This is a genomic window from Nocardiopsis oceani, from assembly GCF_054777395.1.
Genome location: NZ_BAAHAR010000030.1, coordinates 91,427 through 107,287, shown reverse-complemented (window position 1 = coordinate 107,287; position 15,861 = coordinate 91,427). Strand labels below are relative to the sequence as shown.

Below are 15,861 nucleotides of genomic sequence, written 5' to 3'. Positions count from 1 at the left end.
CGAAACCGGTTGATCCCCGATGATCTTGCCCCTGTCTCAACCCTCGGCCGTCGAGGGTGGAGCTGGGGGCAAGATCAACTTCGATGAGGGGGCCTGAGCCTGGCCGAAAGCCCGGTGGGACGCGCTTCGCCATGCGCCCGGCCTGCTCGGGTCCTTCGTCGCTGGCTGGTCACTGGATTGGGACGCGCTGGCCGATGAAGCCGGGCGGACGGGCAGGAATCCGGCCGGACACGGCCCGACCGGGCGAAGCCCGGCCCTTCGGGCCGGAGGCCCGGGGCCCGAAGGGCCCCTTGGGGCCCCGACCACACGTCCCCCGTTTCCTGACTGCCGCCGACCCGCCGTCGCAGCGAAGCGGGTCAAGGTGGAGCGCCCCTCGACGCGCGAAGCGCTCGATGGCGACGACCTTGAGGCGCGCAGCGGAGACGGCCACCATCGGGCGGCAGGAAACGGGGCAACCCGCACCCAACAACAAACCCCAGCCACCCTCAGCCCCCACCCACGCGGACTCCCCACCCACGCGGAAAGCGGCCCCCAAGGGCAGGGGCCACACCCTTTGTCACCAGGCACTAAGGCAACGGTGTTGCCCCCTCCACGGCATCATGCGCCCCGCCGAAACCCTGCGCACCTACACGGTCCGCGACCTGGAGCCGGATCGGGGCGAGTTCGAACTCTGGGTCCACCTCTTCGAGGGCGAGGGCATCGGCCTGCACTGGGCGCGTACTGTCGCGGTCGGCGACCAGGTGCGACTCTGGGGGCCGCAGGGTGAGCCGGGCCTGCGGCGTGAGGCGGCCTTCCACCTGTTCGTCGGCGAGGAGACCGGTGCCTGCGCCTTCCCTCCCCTGTTGGCTGCGCTCGGTCCGGACGCTCACACCATCGGGGTGCTGGAGAGCGACTCAGCGGGCGATGACGTACCGGTCTCCGGCTTGGACCGGGTGGTTCGGGTCCACCGCCACGGCGCGTCCGCGGCCGCGTCGCGGTTCCTGCCCGCGGCGGTGGCCGAACTGGATCTGCCCGAGGGGCCGGGCTTCGCCTACGTCGCTGGTGAGGCCCGGACCGGCCAGGCGGTCCGGGCCCATTTGGTGGGTGAGCGGGGATGGCCCAGGGACACGGTGCGCGTCAAGGCCTTCTGGGCGTCGGGGAAAGGGGTTTGCACCACTGACCTGCCGCCGAACCTCGGCCGAACCTGCTTCGGACCGTCTCGGATTCGCTACTGTTCGGACACCGTTCAGCTGTGCGGTGTGTGTCATGTGTTGCACGTGCATATGAGGCCGATAGTGGCCATTTCGTCGGATATGGGTCACATCAGCCATCAGAGGCTCGCCAATGTCCATAATCGGCGCATAATGGCGATATGAGCATCCCACCCCCAGGATCCCCTTTCGTGTTCCCTGCTCCCTTCAACTGACGCCCCGGACCGGATGAATTCCGCGACGCGGACGACAGGGATGACGCCCGGGACAGGTCTCGGATCACCCCGGACCCCACAGGGAATACGACGGGGGCTCGTACACCATGACCATGGAACGGCGGAAGCCGTACCTGCCTCCGCAGTCGGCGGGGGGCGAGGCGGCGGAACCCGGTCCGCTCATTCGCAACCAGGGATTCCAGGCCCTGTGGACCAGCCGTTTCTTCGCCGGACTCGGTAAGGAGAGCGGAGAGGTCGCCTATCCGCTCCTCATCCTGCTGTTGGTCGGCTCGGCGGCCCAGGCGGGTTTCGTCGGCGCCGCGCAGGTGGCCGCGGCCATGATCACGGCGGTCTTCGGGGGCTCCCTCGCGGACCGGGCCAACCGGCGTACCATCCTGCTCATCTGCGACTTCGGCCGCTTGATGCTGCTCGTCGCCTTCGCCGGAATCCTGTTCGGCGGGCACGCCACCGTCCCCATCGTGATCTTCGTGGCGGTGGCGTCGTCCGCGCTGATGGGTATCTCCAACCCGGTCGCCATGGCAGCGATCAAGCAGCTCGTGCCCTCCTCCCAAGTGGCCAGCGCCTCCGCTCAGAACCAGATCCGCTTCGCCACCACCACCGCGCTCGGTGCGCCCATCGCCGGTTCGCTGTTCGGCCTGGGCCGGGCCTTTCCCTTTCTTGCGGAGGCCGTCTTCTACCTGGTCTCCATGGCGCTGGTGCTGCGTATCCGCAGGCCGATGCAGGCTCCCCGCGGGTCTGAGCCGGAGGAGTGGAGCCTCCGCGGGACGGTGAGCGGGTTCGCACTCTTGGCCCGGCACCCGATCCTGCGGCCGATGATGCTGTGGATCGTGGGGTTCAACGTCGCCTTCACCCAGACCGGGGTGTTCCTGGCGCTCATCGCCACCGCGGACGACCGGGGGGCCTCCCATCTCGCGGCTGGAATGACCGTGTCCCTGGCGGGAGCCGGGAGCCTGGTGGGTGCCCTGGTGTCGGGCCCGGTCGTGCGCTGGGCACGGCCGTCCCTGATCTTCCTCGTCACGGCCTGGTCCGCGCCCGTGTGCGCGCTCGCGCTCCTTGTCGCCCCGGGGGTCCTGTCGCTCGGACTGATCATGGGATGCGTGTTCGCCGCTGTTCCGTGCGTCAACGCCGTGTTCTTCAGCTACGTCACCGCCTCAGTGCCCGACGGCTCCCAAGGGCGCGCACTGGGCGCGGTGACGTTCATGGCCCTGCTGTCCCAACCGGTCGGGATCCTCGGGGTGGGAATCGTCTTCGACCTCGCCGGATCAGATCTGGTTTTCCTGATGATGGCGGTGGTATCGGGGCTCGCGGCCCTGTGCACGCTCGGGTCCACCATGCGTGACCTGCCGAGACCGGAGGAGACCGCGGTGCCGTGAGCCGGACACGGCCGCGGCCCCCGCCGGGGGCGGGGGCCGCGGGAGGCGGGGTGGCCAGGGGGTTACCCGGCGACCTCCATCGCCATCACCGGGTCGGAGCTGGGCTGTTCCGACCCGCCCTCGGGTTCGACGGTCACCGCGACACCGTCGGTCTGCTCGTCCTCGGGGGTGGCGAGCATCGGCATCACGAAGCCGTCGTCCTCTACGGCGAGCACACCCGCGGAGTACACGGTGCCGTCGTCACGGGTGAGCCACAGCTGATAGTCCTCGTCCTGCAGATCGTCCAGGCCGTGTGCGCTGAACACCAGGTCGCCCAGGCTCTCCGAGTGCACGACCGTGACGCTCACGCCCTCCATCGGCTCGGCGCTGGTGGAGACGGCGTCCGGGTCCGCGAGCACCGCGGCGATCTGCTGTTCGTTCGAGCGGAGCTCGTCCACCTGGTTGCGCTGATCCAGGATCACCGCGCCGAGGGCGACGATCAAGGCCACGCAGGCGGCCAGGGCGAGCCCCAGAGTCCAGGGCCACCCGCGGCGGCGCGGTTCGGCCAGCCGCTCGAGCGGCGGGGCGAGCTGCCGGGTGCGCGAGACCTCCTCCAGTACCTTGGCACGCAGCTCCGCGGGCGGTGTCTGGGCGGCCGCCGAGGCCAACAGGGCCGAGGTCTCGGTGAAACCCCGCACCTCCTGGACACAGGAGTCGCAGTCCGCCAAGTGGTCCTCGAAACGGACACTCTCGCTCGGGGTGAGGGCGTTCAGTACGTAGGCGCCCGTCAGTGAATGCGGGTCCTGACTCAGCGACTTTCTCACCACTCCACCCCCAAACAGTCCCTAAGTCTGATAAGTCCGTCACGCATGCGCGTCTTGATAGTGCCCAAGGGGGTCGACAGTAGCTTGGCCACTTCCCGGTAGGAGTATCCGCCGTAGAAGGCCAGGCGTACCGACTGTCCCTGGGTTTCGGTCAGTGTGTCCAGACATCGGCGCACGCGCTCGCGTTCGAGCCGGTTGGTGGCCTCTTCGGCCACCTCGTCGTAGGGCCGCTTGGTGTCCGCCGCAGCGGCTCTGGCCTCGCGGTCCGTACTGGCCTGTTCCGATCGGACCCGGTCTACCGCCTTGCGGTGGGCCAGGGTCATCACCCAGGCCTGCGGGCTGCCTCTGCGCGCGTCGTAGCGGCAGGCGCTGCGCCAGACCTCGACGAGGACTTCCTGAGCGACCTCCTCCGACTGGGCGGGGTCGCGCAGGATCCGGCGGACCAGCCCGTAGACCGATGGGCTGATCAGGTCGAAGACCTTGCCGAAGGCGTGCTCGTCGCCCCGGGCCACGCGGCGCAGCAGTTCCTCCAGGCCCGGTGGCCCCGCATGGACCGCTCCCTGCGGCTGCGCTGCTGCCCTGTCCATCTGCATCCTTCTCGTCGTCGGGGATGAGGACCGTGAGTCGGAAACTGTGGTCGGTGATTCCACCCTGGGACCCGGGCGGCCCGGCGTCAACGCGCGGACCGCCCGGGGAACCTTGGGTCAGGACACCCTGTCATTAGGCGGGCATCAGGACCGTGTCGATGATGTAGACCGTGGCGTTGGCGGTCTGGACGTTGCCGCAGACGACCTCGGCGTCCTCGTCGACGGTGAACTCCTCACCGGCGCCCTCAGTGGTGACCTCGTCACCCTGGAGCGAGGTGAACGTGCCGTCCTCGAGGTCGGCCGGGGTGTGCTCGCCCTCGACGACGTGGTAGGTCAGCACCTCGGTGAGCTCGTCCTGGTCCTCGAGCAGGGCATTCAGGTCCTCCTCGGGGATCTCGTCGAACGCGTCGTTGGTGGGCGCGAAGACGGTGATGTCCTCGGCCGAGTTGAGCGTGTCGACCAGGTCGGCCTCTTCCACCGCGGTGACCAGGGTCGAGAGCAGCGGGTTGTTGGAAGCTGCGGTGGCGACCGGGTCCTCGGCCATGCCCTCGAAGCTGCCGTCGCCGTCCTCGGGCACCTCGGCACAGCCGGGGCCGAAGTTCTCGCCGGCCTCCTCCATGCCGTTCTCGTCCATGCCCTCGTCCATGTCCTCGCCGTTGGCGTCCTCTTCCTGCTCGGTGTCGCCCATCTCGGGCGAGTCGTCGGCGCCGTTTCCGTTGCCGTCCATGTCACCACAGGCCGTGAGACCGAAGGCGAGCGCGGCGGCCGCGGCGGTGGCGGCGAGTGTGTTCTTGCGGATCATGGCGTTCTTGCGCTTCATCGTTCTCTCCTGGTTGGTGCTCTTACTCGGTTAAATGTGCGTTCTGTTATGTGTCATGTGCGGTCTGTTATGTGGCCTGTGTGCTCTATGTGGCCTGTGGGGTTAATGGGGCTTTTGAGGTTTGTGCGGTCTGGCTCGGGTGGGGCTCAGGTAGCTGTGAAACGGATGCGGTGCCAGCCGGTGGCTCCGTCGGGGATCGGATCCACCCGCTCCGAAGGCTGGGTGAAACCCGTGGAGTCGGTCGCTCGGACTTCGACGGAGTGGTTTCCCGGCTCGACGGTGGCCTCGGTGACCCACTGGACCCAGGTGTCGATACCGGGCACGGCGGCGAGCTCGGCCTCCCACCAGTCGCCGTCGTCCACTCTGACCTCGACGGCGTCGATACCGCGGTGCTGCGCCCACGCTATTCCGGCGAGTACGACCTCCCCGGATTCGACGCGCCCAAGAGGGGCGGGCACATCAACGCGGGACATGGTCTTGACCGGAGCCCGCACGCCCCAGTCGCGCTGGGCCCAGTAGGCCTGTTCGTCGGCGAAGCGGGTGAGCTTGATGTCGGTGACCCACTTGGTGGCGCTGACGAACCCGTACAGGCCCGGCACCACCATCCGCGCGGGGTAGCCGTTGACGTGGGGCAGGGGTTCCCCTCCCATGCCGACGGCGAGCAGCGAGTCGCGGCCGTCCATGACCGCCTCGGTGGGTGTTCCGCAGGTCCAGCCGTCGTCGGAGGTGCTGAGGATCTGGTCGGCGTCGGCCTGGACCCCGGCCTCGCGCAGCAGGTCGGCGAGGGGGAAGCCGAGCCAGCGGGTGTTGCTGATCAGGTCGCCGCCGATCTCGTTGGACACGCACACCAGGGTGATGTCCGCTTCGACCAGATCACGGGACAGCAGCTCATCCATGTCGATCTCGAAGGGGCGGTCCACCAGGCCGTGCACCCGGAGGGTCCACTGGGTGGAGTCCAGTCGGGGAATGGTCAGAGCGGTGTCGATGCGGTAGAAGTCCGCGTTGGGGGTGCTGAAGGGCTCCATGCCGGGTACACCGAGATCGGCCCCGGACGGCAGGGGTGGCAGCGGCTCGGCCGGTGCGGGCAGGGCCAGTTCGGCCCGGGAACCCGCGCCGCCCATGAGCGACGGCAGCCAGCGTCCGAGGGCACCGGCGGATCCGGTCGCGGCCACGACCCCGGCGGCGGTGAGCACGAAGCCGCGCCGGCCGGGTCCTCGGTCCGGTCCCGGAGCGGGAACGGCCGAGGTCTCCTCGTCCGCGACCGCCGGTGCCTCCGGCTCCCCTTTCCTTCCCCCCGGTTCAAGGGCGCGGAGCGCGCTTCTCCGCAGGAGGGCGAGGGCCACTGCGCCCGCCGCCGCACTGACGACCACGGCCGCAGCCGCCGCTAGGTCGTCGGTGCGGCGGAGGGCCACGGCGGCGAGCCCCACCGCCGCGAACAGCAGCAGTCCCGCGTATCCGACGAGGGGGCGGCGCAGCGCCACGACACCCAGCACCGCCCCCGCCAGGACGAGGACGACCAAGACCCCGGTGATCAGCACGGCCTTGTCGGCCGTCCCGAAGAGTTCGATCGCCCACTCCATGAGGGACGGGGGACTGCTGTCGACGAGCGCGTCGCCGACGGTGACCACCGGAGAGGTCGCGCGGAAGAGCCCGGAGGCGAGTTCGCCGAATCCGAGCGCCGCCCCGACGACGAGCAGGCCAGTACCCACCCCGACGGCTGCCCGTCGCCTGTCGCGTGGCGGGTTCTTCTCCCCGCGTGTCTCGGTAGTCACGTAAGGCATTCGCGGCTGGCGGTCGGCCGGATTGGTGGATGGGGAACTTTTCTCGAGTTTTCTGTTCCCGCGGGCCCGGATCAGGGACCCGGGGCTCACACGCGGCTACCGGCGGGGCTTACGAGGGGATGACGAGCATGCTCACCGCGTGCACGGTGGCGTTGGCGGTCTGGATGTTCGCGCAGACCACGGGTGCGTAGTCGTTGACGGTGTACTCGCCTCCGGACTCGGACACGCGCACCTGGCCGCCGTTGAGGGCGTCGAACATGCCGTCGTCCAACTCCCCCGGCTCGGCCTCCCCGGCAACCACGTGGTTGTTGAGGACGTACGCCAGTGCGTCCGGGTCCTCCAGGAGGTCCTCGACCTCCTCGTCCGGATACATGTCGAAGGCGTCGTCTGTGGGCGCGAACACGGTGATGCCCTCGGAGGTGTCCATGTCCTCGCTCAGACCCGCCTGATCCAGCGCGTCGGCGAGGTTTCCCAGGACCGGGTTTTCGTCGATGGCGCTGGCGAACGGCTGGTCAGCCATTTCCTCGATGCTGCCCGGGCCTTCCCGCGGAAAATCGGAGCAGCCGGGACCGAAGGGCTCGGCCGCGCTCCCGTTCCCCCCGGCCGAACCCTCCTTTCCGCTTTCCTGGAGTGCCTCGTCGTCCGTATCCCCTTGGCCACAGGCGCTCAGTCCGAGCGCGAGTGCGGCCGCGGTGGCCGCGAGGGTTCTCTTCCGCATGCGTCGCTCCTCCATGCGATTGCCGTCCGTTACCGGAACACGACGTTACGCGCCAGTAGCCTGTGGCGGGTCGTTCGACCCACTCCACACGCGTCGCTCCACACGCGGATGTGAGGGCATAGCGAAGAATCCCCCAGAGGGGTCACCCCTGGCCAAGGCGGTTGACAGCGCTCCTATCGGGACGCCGTGGTCGGTTCGACCCTGTGAGTGCAGGAAGATATTGCCCGTACGTCTCCTCAACGATCGGAGTTCCCCCACATGGCGCGGAAGACGCCCCTCACCGTGGTCGCGCTCATGGTCTCGGGCAGCCTCCTGCTCAGCGGCTGTACCCCGGTGTCCGACTGGTGGTCCGAGACCTTCGGCGACGCGTCGGGTCCGCCGGAGGTCAGGGAGGAGTTCCCCTACGTCCGTGAGGGGCGCATCTTCCAGGACACCGGTCAGGACACCGAGATGCGCTTCGCCATCACCGGCCTCGAACGCACCGACGATTACACCGTCATGCACTACGAGGTCACCTACCTGGACGACTTCGACGGTCCCAACCGGAACCTGAGCATGGCCCACACGCTGGTCGACCCCCTCACCGGCCGCGTGTACCGGCAGTTCCTCGACGACGAAGGGCTCAAGTACGGATCCGAGAGCCCGAACGAGGACGGCCTCTACCCCGTGCACGACGGGGTCACCAACGAGTACACCCGCTACTTCCCGAGGCTTCCGGACGATGTCGAGCAGGTGACCTTCGTCGGCAGCGGCCTGGGTGCCATGACCGGCATCACGATCCAGGACGTGGAGGAGGAGCGCGAGGACCCGGAGAACCCCATCGGGCCGGACCACCTCAGCCTCGACAACCCGCCCGACGGCGGCGAGAGCCTCGACTTCGCCAACCGCCGCCCCGACGAGGACGCGCTGGCCGACGAGGGCTGGGTGCAGAGCTTCGTCGACTCCGAGGTCGCCTCCACCACGCGTGACGGTGACCGCGAGATCATCTCGCTGCACTCGGACGTGATGTTCGAGTTCGACCGCTCGGATCTGACCGACGATGCCGCTGACGTGGTGCGGCGCGCAGCCACCACCCTTGCCGAGAACGTCGATCCCGACGATCCCACCATCACCGTCATCGGCCACACCGACGGCGTCGGTGACGACGCCTATAACGACAATCTGTCCGTCGAGCGGGCGGAGAGCGTGCGCGACCTCCTCGCGGAGGAGCTCGGCACGGACTACAACCTCGAGGTCGAGGGCCGCGGCAAGCGTGAGCCCATCGCCCGAGAGGGCGGCTCCGACGACGAGGAGGCCCGCGCGCGCAACCGCCGGGTCGAGTTCTCCTACGTCTTCGACCCCACCGTCGAGGCCACCGAGGACGAGGACTACGACGACGACGGTCTGGGCGTCGCGCAGCGCAACGCCACCTGGCCCGCGCCCTACAGCGACGACCCGGGTTCCGTGGTCGCGGAGGGCGAGGAGGACGGGATCCTCCTGGAGATCCACCCGCTCCGCCGCGACGGCGCCTACGTCATCGGCACCGTGGCGATGACCAACACCACCGACGAGCCACTAGCCCCGGAGCTGGGCGGTACCGAGTCGGTGGCGGGCGGCCCCGAGCAGTTCAACAAGGGCACGCTCGGCGGGTTCCAGCTCTTCGAGCCGGACGGCGGCCTCGTGCGCTACGTGGCGCAGATGGACTTCGGTGAGGGCCGTTACAGCAGCTTCGCTGAGGAGGTGCACATGATCCAGCCCGGCAACACCCACGAGCTGGTCGCGGTCTTCCCCGCGCCCCCGGTGGACGTCGAGGAGCTGACCCTGCGCGCCGGACCGTTCGGCGAGTTCGAGGAGATCCCGGTCGAGTACTAGGCGGGGCGCTTGGAGGAACTCGGGAGGGGCCGCTGGCGGAAAGCCGGCGGCCCCTCAGCCGTGTTCCGAGGAGTGGAACCGGGGAACAGGGCCTCGGACGAGGCCTGCCCGAAGTGCGGGGAACACGGGGTGCCCGCCGTCAGGACGGTTAGCCCCGGATCTGTTCGGCGGCCTGTAGGACGACGCGCTCGAGCTCGTCGCGCTCGACGTCGTCGTAGTAGGCGATGGCGGTGACGTGGAAGTCGCCGGGCAGTTCCAAGTACAGGTGTCGGCTGGCCCCGTCCACGGTGCCGACGTATTCCAAGTCGCCGCCGAGGTCGTCGGCGTCCTCCGTGTGGTAAGTGTCCACGTCCACGTCGACGTCCACCTCCCAGTTCATCTCCGCCTCGGCGCCCGGCACCTGGACGACGTCCGGGTTGGCGCTGGGGTCGGTTCCCGACGTGAACACGAGGGTGAAGGAGGGGGTGCCCGGCTCGGCGCTCCCGTCGCTGAACGTGCAGGAGACCTGCTCGGCACCGTCGATCCCGTCGATGGCGCCGCTGTCCTCGGTGAGGACCGTGCCCGGGGCGAGGTCTCCGGCGATCTCCGCGGCGTTCGCGCTCTCGCAGGACTCGGGAAGACCGTAGGCCGAGGGGTCCTCCTCATCCTCCTGGGCCTCTGCGTCCTCGGGGCTCGGGCTGGCGCTCTCGCCTTCGGCGGGGGAGTCCGCTCCGTCCGATGACAGGCTCAGGTCCAGGTCGAGGTCGACCGCGTCGCAGCCGACGAGGACGACACCACCGATGACGACTGCGGCGGCGGCCGTGCCCAGGCACGACAAGGGTTTGGACGGGATCAGGCGCATGGGTGGCTTTCGGTTCGGGGTGCGCCGGGCTGTAGGAGGGGGCTCCGGCAGGGGACACAGGGAAACCTAGCAAGTCCGGTGCCCCTTGGGTGCCCGGCGCAGGTTCTGGGGGCGGTCAGGGGCGGAGCGGACGACCGCGGCGCCGTGCCAGGGGCGGCGAGGGGTGGCCTCCGGAATCTCAAAATAAGATTTCCCAATAGTCCGAAACGAGGGAAAGGGGCAGGTGGTGGAGTTCACCTGTCTTTTGTCTTGCTGAATTTACTTTTCCCCCCTGTATCTTGAATCACTCCGGTCTCCCAGTCCTCCACCACCATCCCGCAACCCGCCCCCCCATCGCACGACGGAGCGTGATCGCATGCTCGACACGGATATCCGCCTGGAGTGGTTCGTTTCCTTTCTTGCCGTGGTCGACAGCGGCAGTTTCGTGGCCGCGGCGGAGGCCACACGCCGGTCACAGCCCCGGGTCAGCCAGCACGTCGCGGCGCTCGAGCGGGAGATCGGCCAGCCCCTGTTCGACCGCAGGAAGCGCCCGGTACGGCTCACCGAAGCTGGCGGCGCGCTGGCCGTGCAGGCCCGCAACGTTCTCCGGGCACTGGAGGTCGCGGAGTCCGCGATGGCACCCTGGCGCGGCGGCACCCGCGGCATCGTCTCCCTCGGCGCCTACCCCAGCGCTGGTGCCGCCTTCGTGCCCGACCTCCTCCAGAGCCTGGCCGCCAGCGACCCGGACATCAAGGTGGTGCTTTCGGAGCACGCCACGCTGGAGCTGGACGACGCCCTCGTGGGCGGCGAGGTCGACCTGTACCTGCGGCCCATGGCGCCCAAGCCCGTGTCCGCGTCCGTGACCAGCCGCCCCCTGTGGACGGAACCGCTCGTCGTGGTGCACGCCGAGGACCACCCCCTGGCGGACGTACCGGAACCAGTCCCCCTCGCGGCCGTCGCCGCCTACCCGATCGTGTCCATAGGCCGCCTCGACGCTCCCAGCAACGCCGAGTTCGAGTCATGGCACGTCTTCCAGGAACACGACCTGGCGATCGAACTCGTGCAGGCGACCAACCAGCCCCAGACCCTCGTGTCCCTCGTGTCCCGGGGCATCGGAGTGGGCGTCACCAACTGGCTGGCCGCCTGGACCGCCGATACCTCGGGTGTTCGCGTGCGGCATCTGCGGGGGTCACCGGAGCGCCGCGTCGCCGTGTGCTGGGACTCCACACGGACGCTCACACCGGCCGCCAGACGCGTGCTCCAGGTCGTCTCCGAGGCCGCGACACCGTTCGGGACCGTGCCCGTCGCTTCGCGGATCGCAGCGCGGCGGAGCGTTCCGGCACAGCGCGTCCAACGGGGCGGCTGAGTATTCGTTCCGCGAATACCGGTATAACCGAATGGTTCTTCACGCCTGATCCCGGCACCGGTAGCGTCGTGCCCGAAAAGCGCGAATGGTCGGGTCCAGTTCCATCTGGGCCCGTTCGCGTCGCCACACCCCACCCCCCACATACGGCGGTCGCCGACGGGTGCTCCGGTGCGTTCCCACCTCACGGACGGGGAACGTGTGCGCCCGCATGGGGGCGCACACCCGCCCACTGGAAGAACGCTCATGCACCGATTCCCCTTCACTCCCCTCGCCGCTGCCTGTTCCATAGTCCTTCTGGCCTCAGCCTGCAGCGGGGGCGCGACCGTGGACGACGACGTGGAGGGTGCGGACTCCGCCGCGAGCGGCTCCCTCAACGCTGGCTACGTTGACGGCATCGACCAGCTCGGCCTGCCCCTGGCCACCGAACTCGGCCACTTCGAGGACAACGGTCTGGACGTGACCGTGGCCGACCCCTTCCCCACCGGCGTGGACGCCATCAACGCCATGGAGGCGGGTGAGGTCGACATCATCCAGGTCGGGGTACCCGCCATGCCCGCGGTGAGCGAAGGCGTCGACCTCGTCATGGTCGGCAACTACTCGGGGTCGGCCACGGAGCGCAGCGTCGACGACACCATGTCGATCGTGGCCACCGAAGGCTCCGACATCGATCCCGAGGACCTCTCCACCCTCGAAGGCGCCTCCATCGCCACCAGCTTCGGAACCATCAACCACCTGTACCTGCTCGGCCTGCTCCAGGACATGCGCATCGACGTCGACGACGTGGACCTGGTCAACACGCCGCCGCCGGACATGCCCGTCGCCCTGGAGACCGGGGGAGCGGACGCCGCGGTGAGCTGGGACCCCTGGCCGATCACCGTGCTGGACCAGGTCGACGACACCTACGAGGTGGTGCGGGGCGGCGGCTACATCCCCTACATCGGCTACGTCGTCACCACCCCCGAGTACCTGGAGGAGAACGAGGACCTGGTCGAGGCCTTCCTGGCCTCCCGCGCGACCACGGACCGCTGGATCCGAGACAACCCCGACGACGCCTCCGAGGCCGCGGTCCGCTGGATCACCGGTACCGAGCTCGAGATCGCCGAAGAGGCCATGCAGTACAACATCGAGCAGCTCGACCCCCGGTTCTCGGCCTGCAACTACCTGGCGCTGGACACCGTCGCCCTTCTCCTGGAGGAAGAGGACGAGATCGAGTACGACACCGACCTCAACGACCTCTTCCACCCGGGGCCGATCCTCTCCGTCGAGGAGAACCACCCCGAGCTGTTCGACGACCTCGCCGAAGTACCCGACCCCGCGCTGATCGAAGACGACTACACCTTCGTCCGCGAGGTCGCCCAGGAGGCGTGCGCCGTATGACGCACGGCCCAGCGCGCGGTCTCGGACGCGCCGCGCGATCCGGTGCGGCCGCCCCACGCCGCGGCCGCACCGGAGACCGGGTCGGACGGTTCCTCTGGTTCGTGCTCCCACTGGTCGCCCTGGTGGGAGTGTGGGCCGCCGCGGTGTCCGTGACGGGCGTCCCCCAACGGGTCTTCCCCCAGGTCAACGATGTGGGTGCGGCCCTGTGGAGCATGGCTGTCTCGGGTGAACTGGCCCGCCACGTCGGCGCCAGCCTCTACCGGGTCCTCGTCGGCTCCGTCGTCGCGATCGCCACCGCCCTTCCGTTCGGGATCGCGCTCGGCGCCAGCCGGGCCCTGTCGGCCTTCTTCTCCCCGCTGCTGCGGTTCTCGGTGGCCCTGGCCGGGATCGCCTGGATCCCCATCGCCACCCTGTGGTTCGGCTACGGCGACGGCGCCGTCATCTTCATCGTGTGGAACGCGATGTTCTTCGCCCTGGCGTACAACACGATGCTGGGCGTGCGCCGCATCCCAGTAGCGCTCCTGCGGTCGGCCCGGTCCCTCGGAGCCGGACCGTGGCGGATGTTCTGGGAGGTGCTGCTGCCCGGCGCCATGCCCAGTGTGATCACGGGCCTGCGCATCGGGCTGGGTTACGGATGGCGGGGCCTGGTGGCCGCCGAGATCATCGCTGCCAGCGCGGGGCTGGGATACGCCCTGTTCCTGGCCCAGACCACCTTCTCCACCGACGTCATCATCGCTTCGATGGTGCTGATCGGAATCCTGTGGCTGCTGACCGACCGCCTCCTGCTCGCCCCGCTGGAACGCCGCACGGTCGAACGGTGGGGCATGACGAGGGGTGATCGCTGATGTCGGCCGTCACGACGCGCACCGACCCCTCCGCGCGGCCGACGCGGCGGCGCGCACCGCTGGCCCGCCGGGTCTGGTCCCGGCTCACCCGCAGCTCCGCATTCCGCACCCTCGGACCGTTCGTGCCGGTCCTGCTCCTGTGGTGGGGCCTGGCCGAGAGCGGGCTGTTCCCGCCGGCGTTCTTCGTGGGGCCCGACCGGGTGGTGGTCGAGTTCATCGACCTCATCCGCAAGGGCGTCCTGCCCGGGTACCTGGGGGACTCCATGGAGCGGCTGGCCTACGGGGTGGGTTTCGGCCTGCTCATCGGCCTGCCCATGGGGTTCCTCACCGCCATGTTCTGGCGGCTGCGCAGAGCGGTCTGGCCGATCCTGCTGTTCTTCCAAGCGATCGCGGACATCGCCTGGCTGCCGATCGTCATCGTGTGGTTCGGGTTCAGCCTGACCGCCGTCACGTTCGTCATCGTCTACACGATCGTGTTCCCCCTCATGCTCAGCGTGGTGGCCGGGGTCGAACAGGTGCCCAAGGAGCTGATCCGGGCCGCGCGCAGCCTCGGCGCGGGACGCGTCCGGGTGTTCTTCGAGGTGATCGTGCCGGGGGCGCTGCCGTCCGTCGCCACGGGTGTGCGGACCGGGCTCGGTTACGGCTGGCGTGCGTTGGTGGCCGCCGAGATCATCGTCGGCACCAGCGGTATCGGTTTCATGATGTTCGACGCCCGCAGGGCAGGCGACGTCAGCCAGGTCTTCCTCGGCATGGTCGTGCTCGGGATTCTCTGGTACATGCTCGACGCGCTGGTCTTGGCGCCGTTCGAGAGGGCCACCGTGGAGCGGTGGGGGATGGTACGCAACATGGAGGGCGACGGATGACCGCACTGGTGATCGAGAACCTGGAGAAGGTCTACACGGACGCCTACAGCGGTGACGAGGTCGTCGCGATCGGCGACGTGTCCTTCACGGTGGAGCAGGGCGAGTTCGTGTCCGTCCTCGGCCCGAGCGGCTGCGGCAAGACCACGGTGCTCAACACCGTGGCAGGTTTCGTGCGGCCCACGTCGGGCTCGGTCGCGGTGGACGGCAGGGACGTCAGCGCCCCCGGACCCGACCGGGGGGTGGTGTTCCAGAGCCACGCCCTGTTCCCGTGGAAGACCGTGCTCGGCAACGTCGCCTTCGGCCTGCGGATGAAGGGCGTGCGGCGGCGTGAACGTGAGGAGCGCGGCCGCGAGTACCTGGACCTGGTGGGCCTGGCCGGGTTCGAGAACCGTTACCCGCACGAGCTCTCCGGTGGCATGCAGCAGCGGCTCGGGGTCGCCCGGGTCCTGGCAAACGAACCCGCGGTGATGCTCATGGACGAACCCTTCGCGAGCATCGACGCGCAAACGAGGCGCAGGCTCCAAGAGGACCTCACCCGCATCTTCGAGGAACGGCGGCCGACCGTGTTCTTCGTGACCCACGACATCGACGAAGCGGTCTTCCTCTCCGACCGGGTCGTCGTGCTTTCCCAGCGGCCCAGTGCCGTCCAGGAGATCGTCACCGTCGACCTGCCCCGTCCGCGCTCCTGGCGTGCGGCGGTGGACCAACCGGGCTTCCGGGAGGCGGTCGCCCACCTGAACGGCCTCCTGGACGTGGACGGCTTGGAGGGTGACTTGGGGGATGACGTGCCGGTCGGCGGCGAGCGGGGCGCCGCGGACGGCGAACGGGGCTTCGCCGGCGAGCGGGGTTCCGGCAACGAACAGGGCGCCGCCGATGTCCGTTAGAGCGCTCGGGGGCAGGGCGGCGAGGAGTGCCACACTGCGGCGGATCGTGGTCGTGGTGCTGCTCGTCCTGCTCTACCAGGGCTGGCTGACCTTCCAGGCGACCGGCAAGGCCGAGCCCGGTCTCGGGGACGAACCCGACGAGCGCGGCCGGTTCGACGTGGACGTGGTCCTCGGCTTCGAACCAGAGCGCTACCACTTCCTCAAACTCCAGGACCACGGACGGGTCTCCGGGACCGACGGTACGACCGTGCACCTGCGCGGAGTCTCGCCCGCCGGGGTCGACGCGCTCGCCCGCGAGTACTGGATCGACACCCTCGCCGTCCCCGACCCCGACTGAGGATGGGCCC

General features: G+C 69.2%; 15 protein-coding genes. 9 read left to right on the top strand and 6 right to left on the bottom strand.

The window, feature by feature from the left end; all coding sequences use genetic code 11:
* Positions 1–599 precede the first annotated feature (599 nt).
* Complete coding sequence (locus tag ACYVDG_RS19205) at positions 600–1,355, top strand: siderophore-interacting protein (RefSeq protein WP_460754677.1); 756 nt, start codon at positions 600–602, stop codon at positions 1,353–1,355.
* 157 nt (positions 1,356–1,512) lie between these two features.
* Positions 1,513–2,799 (top strand): MFS transporter, encoded by a 1,287-nt coding sequence (locus tag ACYVDG_RS19200; RefSeq protein ID WP_460754671.1) that lies wholly within the window; start codon positions 1,513–1,515, stop codon positions 2,797–2,799.
* 62 nt (positions 2,800–2,861) lie between these two features.
* On the opposite strand, the gene ACYVDG_RS19195 is transcribed toward ACYVDG_RS19200, so the two are convergent.
* From ACYVDG_RS19195 to ACYVDG_RS19175, 5 genes are all read right to left on the bottom strand, one after another.
* The gene (locus ACYVDG_RS19195; RefSeq protein WP_460754666.1) at positions 2,862–3,602 is read right to left on the bottom strand and encodes an anti-sigma factor; all 741 of its coding nucleotides are present in this window, start codon (positions 3,600–3,602) and stop codon (positions 2,862–2,864) included.
* Entirely contained in the window at positions 3,599–4,189 is a 591-nt protein-coding gene (locus ACYVDG_RS19190; RefSeq protein ID WP_460754661.1) for a sigma-70 family RNA polymerase sigma factor, read from the bottom strand. Before ACYVDG_RS19190 ends, ACYVDG_RS19195 begins: the two co-directional genes overlap by 4 nt.
* Before the next feature lie 133 nt (positions 4,190–4,322).
* Positions 4,323–5,009 (bottom strand): fasciclin domain-containing protein, encoded by a 687-nt coding sequence (locus tag ACYVDG_RS19185; protein ID WP_460754658.1) that lies wholly within the window; start codon positions 5,007–5,009, stop codon positions 4,323–4,325.
* Positions 5,010–5,155: 146 nt separating this feature from the next.
* The gene (locus tag ACYVDG_RS19180; protein ID WP_460754654.1) at positions 5,156–6,790 is read right to left on the bottom strand and encodes a molybdopterin-dependent oxidoreductase; all 1,635 of its coding nucleotides are present in this window, start codon (positions 6,788–6,790) and stop codon (positions 5,156–5,158) included.
* Positions 6,791–6,899: 109 nt separating this feature from the next.
* Positions 6,900–7,508 carry a fasciclin domain-containing protein gene (locus tag ACYVDG_RS19175; RefSeq protein WP_460754650.1) on the bottom strand — a complete coding sequence of 203 codons (609 nt, stop codon included), beginning with the start codon at positions 7,506–7,508 and terminating at the stop codon, positions 6,900–6,902.
* Positions 7,509–7,766: 258 nt separating this feature from the next.
* Between ACYVDG_RS19175 and ACYVDG_RS19170 the strand changes: the two genes are divergently transcribed.
* Positions 7,767–9,359 carry an OmpA family protein gene (locus ACYVDG_RS19170; protein ID WP_460754646.1) on the top strand — a complete coding sequence of 531 codons (1,593 nt, stop codon included), beginning with the start codon at positions 7,767–7,769 and terminating at the stop codon, positions 9,357–9,359.
* A 148-nt stretch (positions 9,360–9,507) separates the two neighbouring features.
* Here the strand turns inward: ACYVDG_RS19170 and ACYVDG_RS19165 are convergent, their stop codons facing one another.
* Positions 9,508–10,200: a hypothetical protein gene (locus tag ACYVDG_RS19165; protein ID WP_460754642.1), complete on the bottom strand. Its 693-nt coding sequence runs from the start codon at positions 10,198–10,200 to the stop codon at positions 9,508–9,510.
* Between the two features lie 355 nt (positions 10,201–10,555).
* On the opposite strand from ACYVDG_RS19165, the gene ACYVDG_RS19160 reads away from it, so the two are divergent.
* From ACYVDG_RS19160 to ACYVDG_RS19135, 6 genes are all read left to right on the top strand, one after another.
* Positions 10,556–11,545 (top strand): LysR family transcriptional regulator, encoded by a 990-nt coding sequence (locus tag ACYVDG_RS19160; RefSeq protein WP_460754639.1) that lies wholly within the window; start codon positions 10,556–10,558, stop codon positions 11,543–11,545.
* 243 nt (positions 11,546–11,788) lie between these two features.
* Positions 11,789–12,922: an ABC transporter substrate-binding protein gene (locus ACYVDG_RS19155; protein WP_460754636.1), complete on the top strand. Its 1,134-nt coding sequence runs from the start codon at positions 11,789–11,791 to the stop codon at positions 12,920–12,922.
* Positions 12,919–13,767 carry an ABC transporter permease gene (locus ACYVDG_RS19150; RefSeq protein WP_460754632.1) on the top strand — a complete coding sequence of 283 codons (849 nt, stop codon included), beginning with the start codon at positions 12,919–12,921 and terminating at the stop codon, positions 13,765–13,767. The genes ACYVDG_RS19155 and ACYVDG_RS19150 overlap by 4 nt, the downstream gene beginning before the upstream one ends.
* Positions 13,767–14,630, top strand: a complete 864-nt coding sequence (locus ACYVDG_RS19145) for an ABC transporter permease (protein WP_460754629.1) — start codon at positions 13,767–13,769, stop codon at positions 14,628–14,630. Before ACYVDG_RS19150 ends, ACYVDG_RS19145 begins: the two co-directional genes overlap by 1 nt.
* Positions 14,627–15,514, top strand: a complete 888-nt coding sequence (locus tag ACYVDG_RS19140; protein WP_460754625.1) for an ABC transporter ATP-binding protein — start codon at positions 14,627–14,629, stop codon at positions 15,512–15,514. The genes ACYVDG_RS19145 and ACYVDG_RS19140 overlap by 4 nt, the downstream gene beginning before the upstream one ends.
* A complete protein-coding gene (locus tag ACYVDG_RS19135; protein ID WP_460754619.1) occupies positions 15,504–15,851 on the top strand; it encodes a hypothetical protein in 348 nt (115 codons plus the stop codon). Before ACYVDG_RS19140 ends, ACYVDG_RS19135 begins: the two co-directional genes overlap by 11 nt.
* Positions 15,852–15,861 lie beyond the last annotated feature (10 nt).

Coding starts and splice junctions, on each gene's coding strand:
- ACYVDG_RS19200 (WP_460754671.1), top strand. CDS start 1,513: ATGACCATGGAACGGCGGAAGCCGTACCTGCCTCCGCAGTCGGCGGGG.
- ACYVDG_RS19160 (WP_460754639.1), top strand. CDS start 10,556: ATGCTCGACACGGATATCCGCCTGGAGTGGTTCGTTTCCTTTCTTGCC.
- ACYVDG_RS19185 (WP_460754658.1), bottom strand. CDS start 5,009: ATGAAGCGCAAGAACGCCATGATCCGCAAGAACACACTCGCCGCCACC.
- ACYVDG_RS19175 (WP_460754650.1), bottom strand. CDS start 7,508: ATGCGGAAGAGAACCCTCGCGGCCACCGCGGCCGCACTCGCGCTCGGA.
- ACYVDG_RS19135 (WP_460754619.1), top strand. CDS start 15,504: ATGTCCGTTAGAGCGCTCGGGGGCAGGGCGGCGAGGAGTGCCACACTG.
- ACYVDG_RS19165 (WP_460754642.1), bottom strand. CDS start 10,200: ATGCGCCTGATCCCGTCCAAACCCTTGTCGTGCCTGGGCACGGCCGCC.
- ACYVDG_RS19140 (WP_460754625.1), top strand. CDS start 14,627: ATGACCGCACTGGTGATCGAGAACCTGGAGAAGGTCTACACGGACGCC.
- ACYVDG_RS19145 (WP_460754629.1), top strand. CDS start 13,767: ATGTCGGCCGTCACGACGCGCACCGACCCCTCCGCGCGGCCGACGCGG.
- ACYVDG_RS19205 (WP_460754677.1), top strand. CDS start 600: ATGCGCCCCGCCGAAACCCTGCGCACCTACACGGTCCGCGACCTGGAG.
- ACYVDG_RS19155 (WP_460754636.1), top strand. CDS start 11,789: ATGCACCGATTCCCCTTCACTCCCCTCGCCGCTGCCTGTTCCATAGTC.
- ACYVDG_RS19150 (WP_460754632.1), top strand. CDS start 12,919: ATGACGCACGGCCCAGCGCGCGGTCTCGGACGCGCCGCGCGATCCGGT.
- ACYVDG_RS19180 (WP_460754654.1), bottom strand. CDS start 6,790: ATGCCTTACGTGACTACCGAGACACGCGGGGAGAAGAACCCGCCACGC.
- ACYVDG_RS19170 (WP_460754646.1), top strand. CDS start 7,767: ATGGCGCGGAAGACGCCCCTCACCGTGGTCGCGCTCATGGTCTCGGGC.
- ACYVDG_RS19190 (WP_460754661.1), bottom strand. CDS start 4,189: ATGGACAGGGCAGCAGCGCAGCCGCAGGGAGCGGTCCATGCGGGGCCA.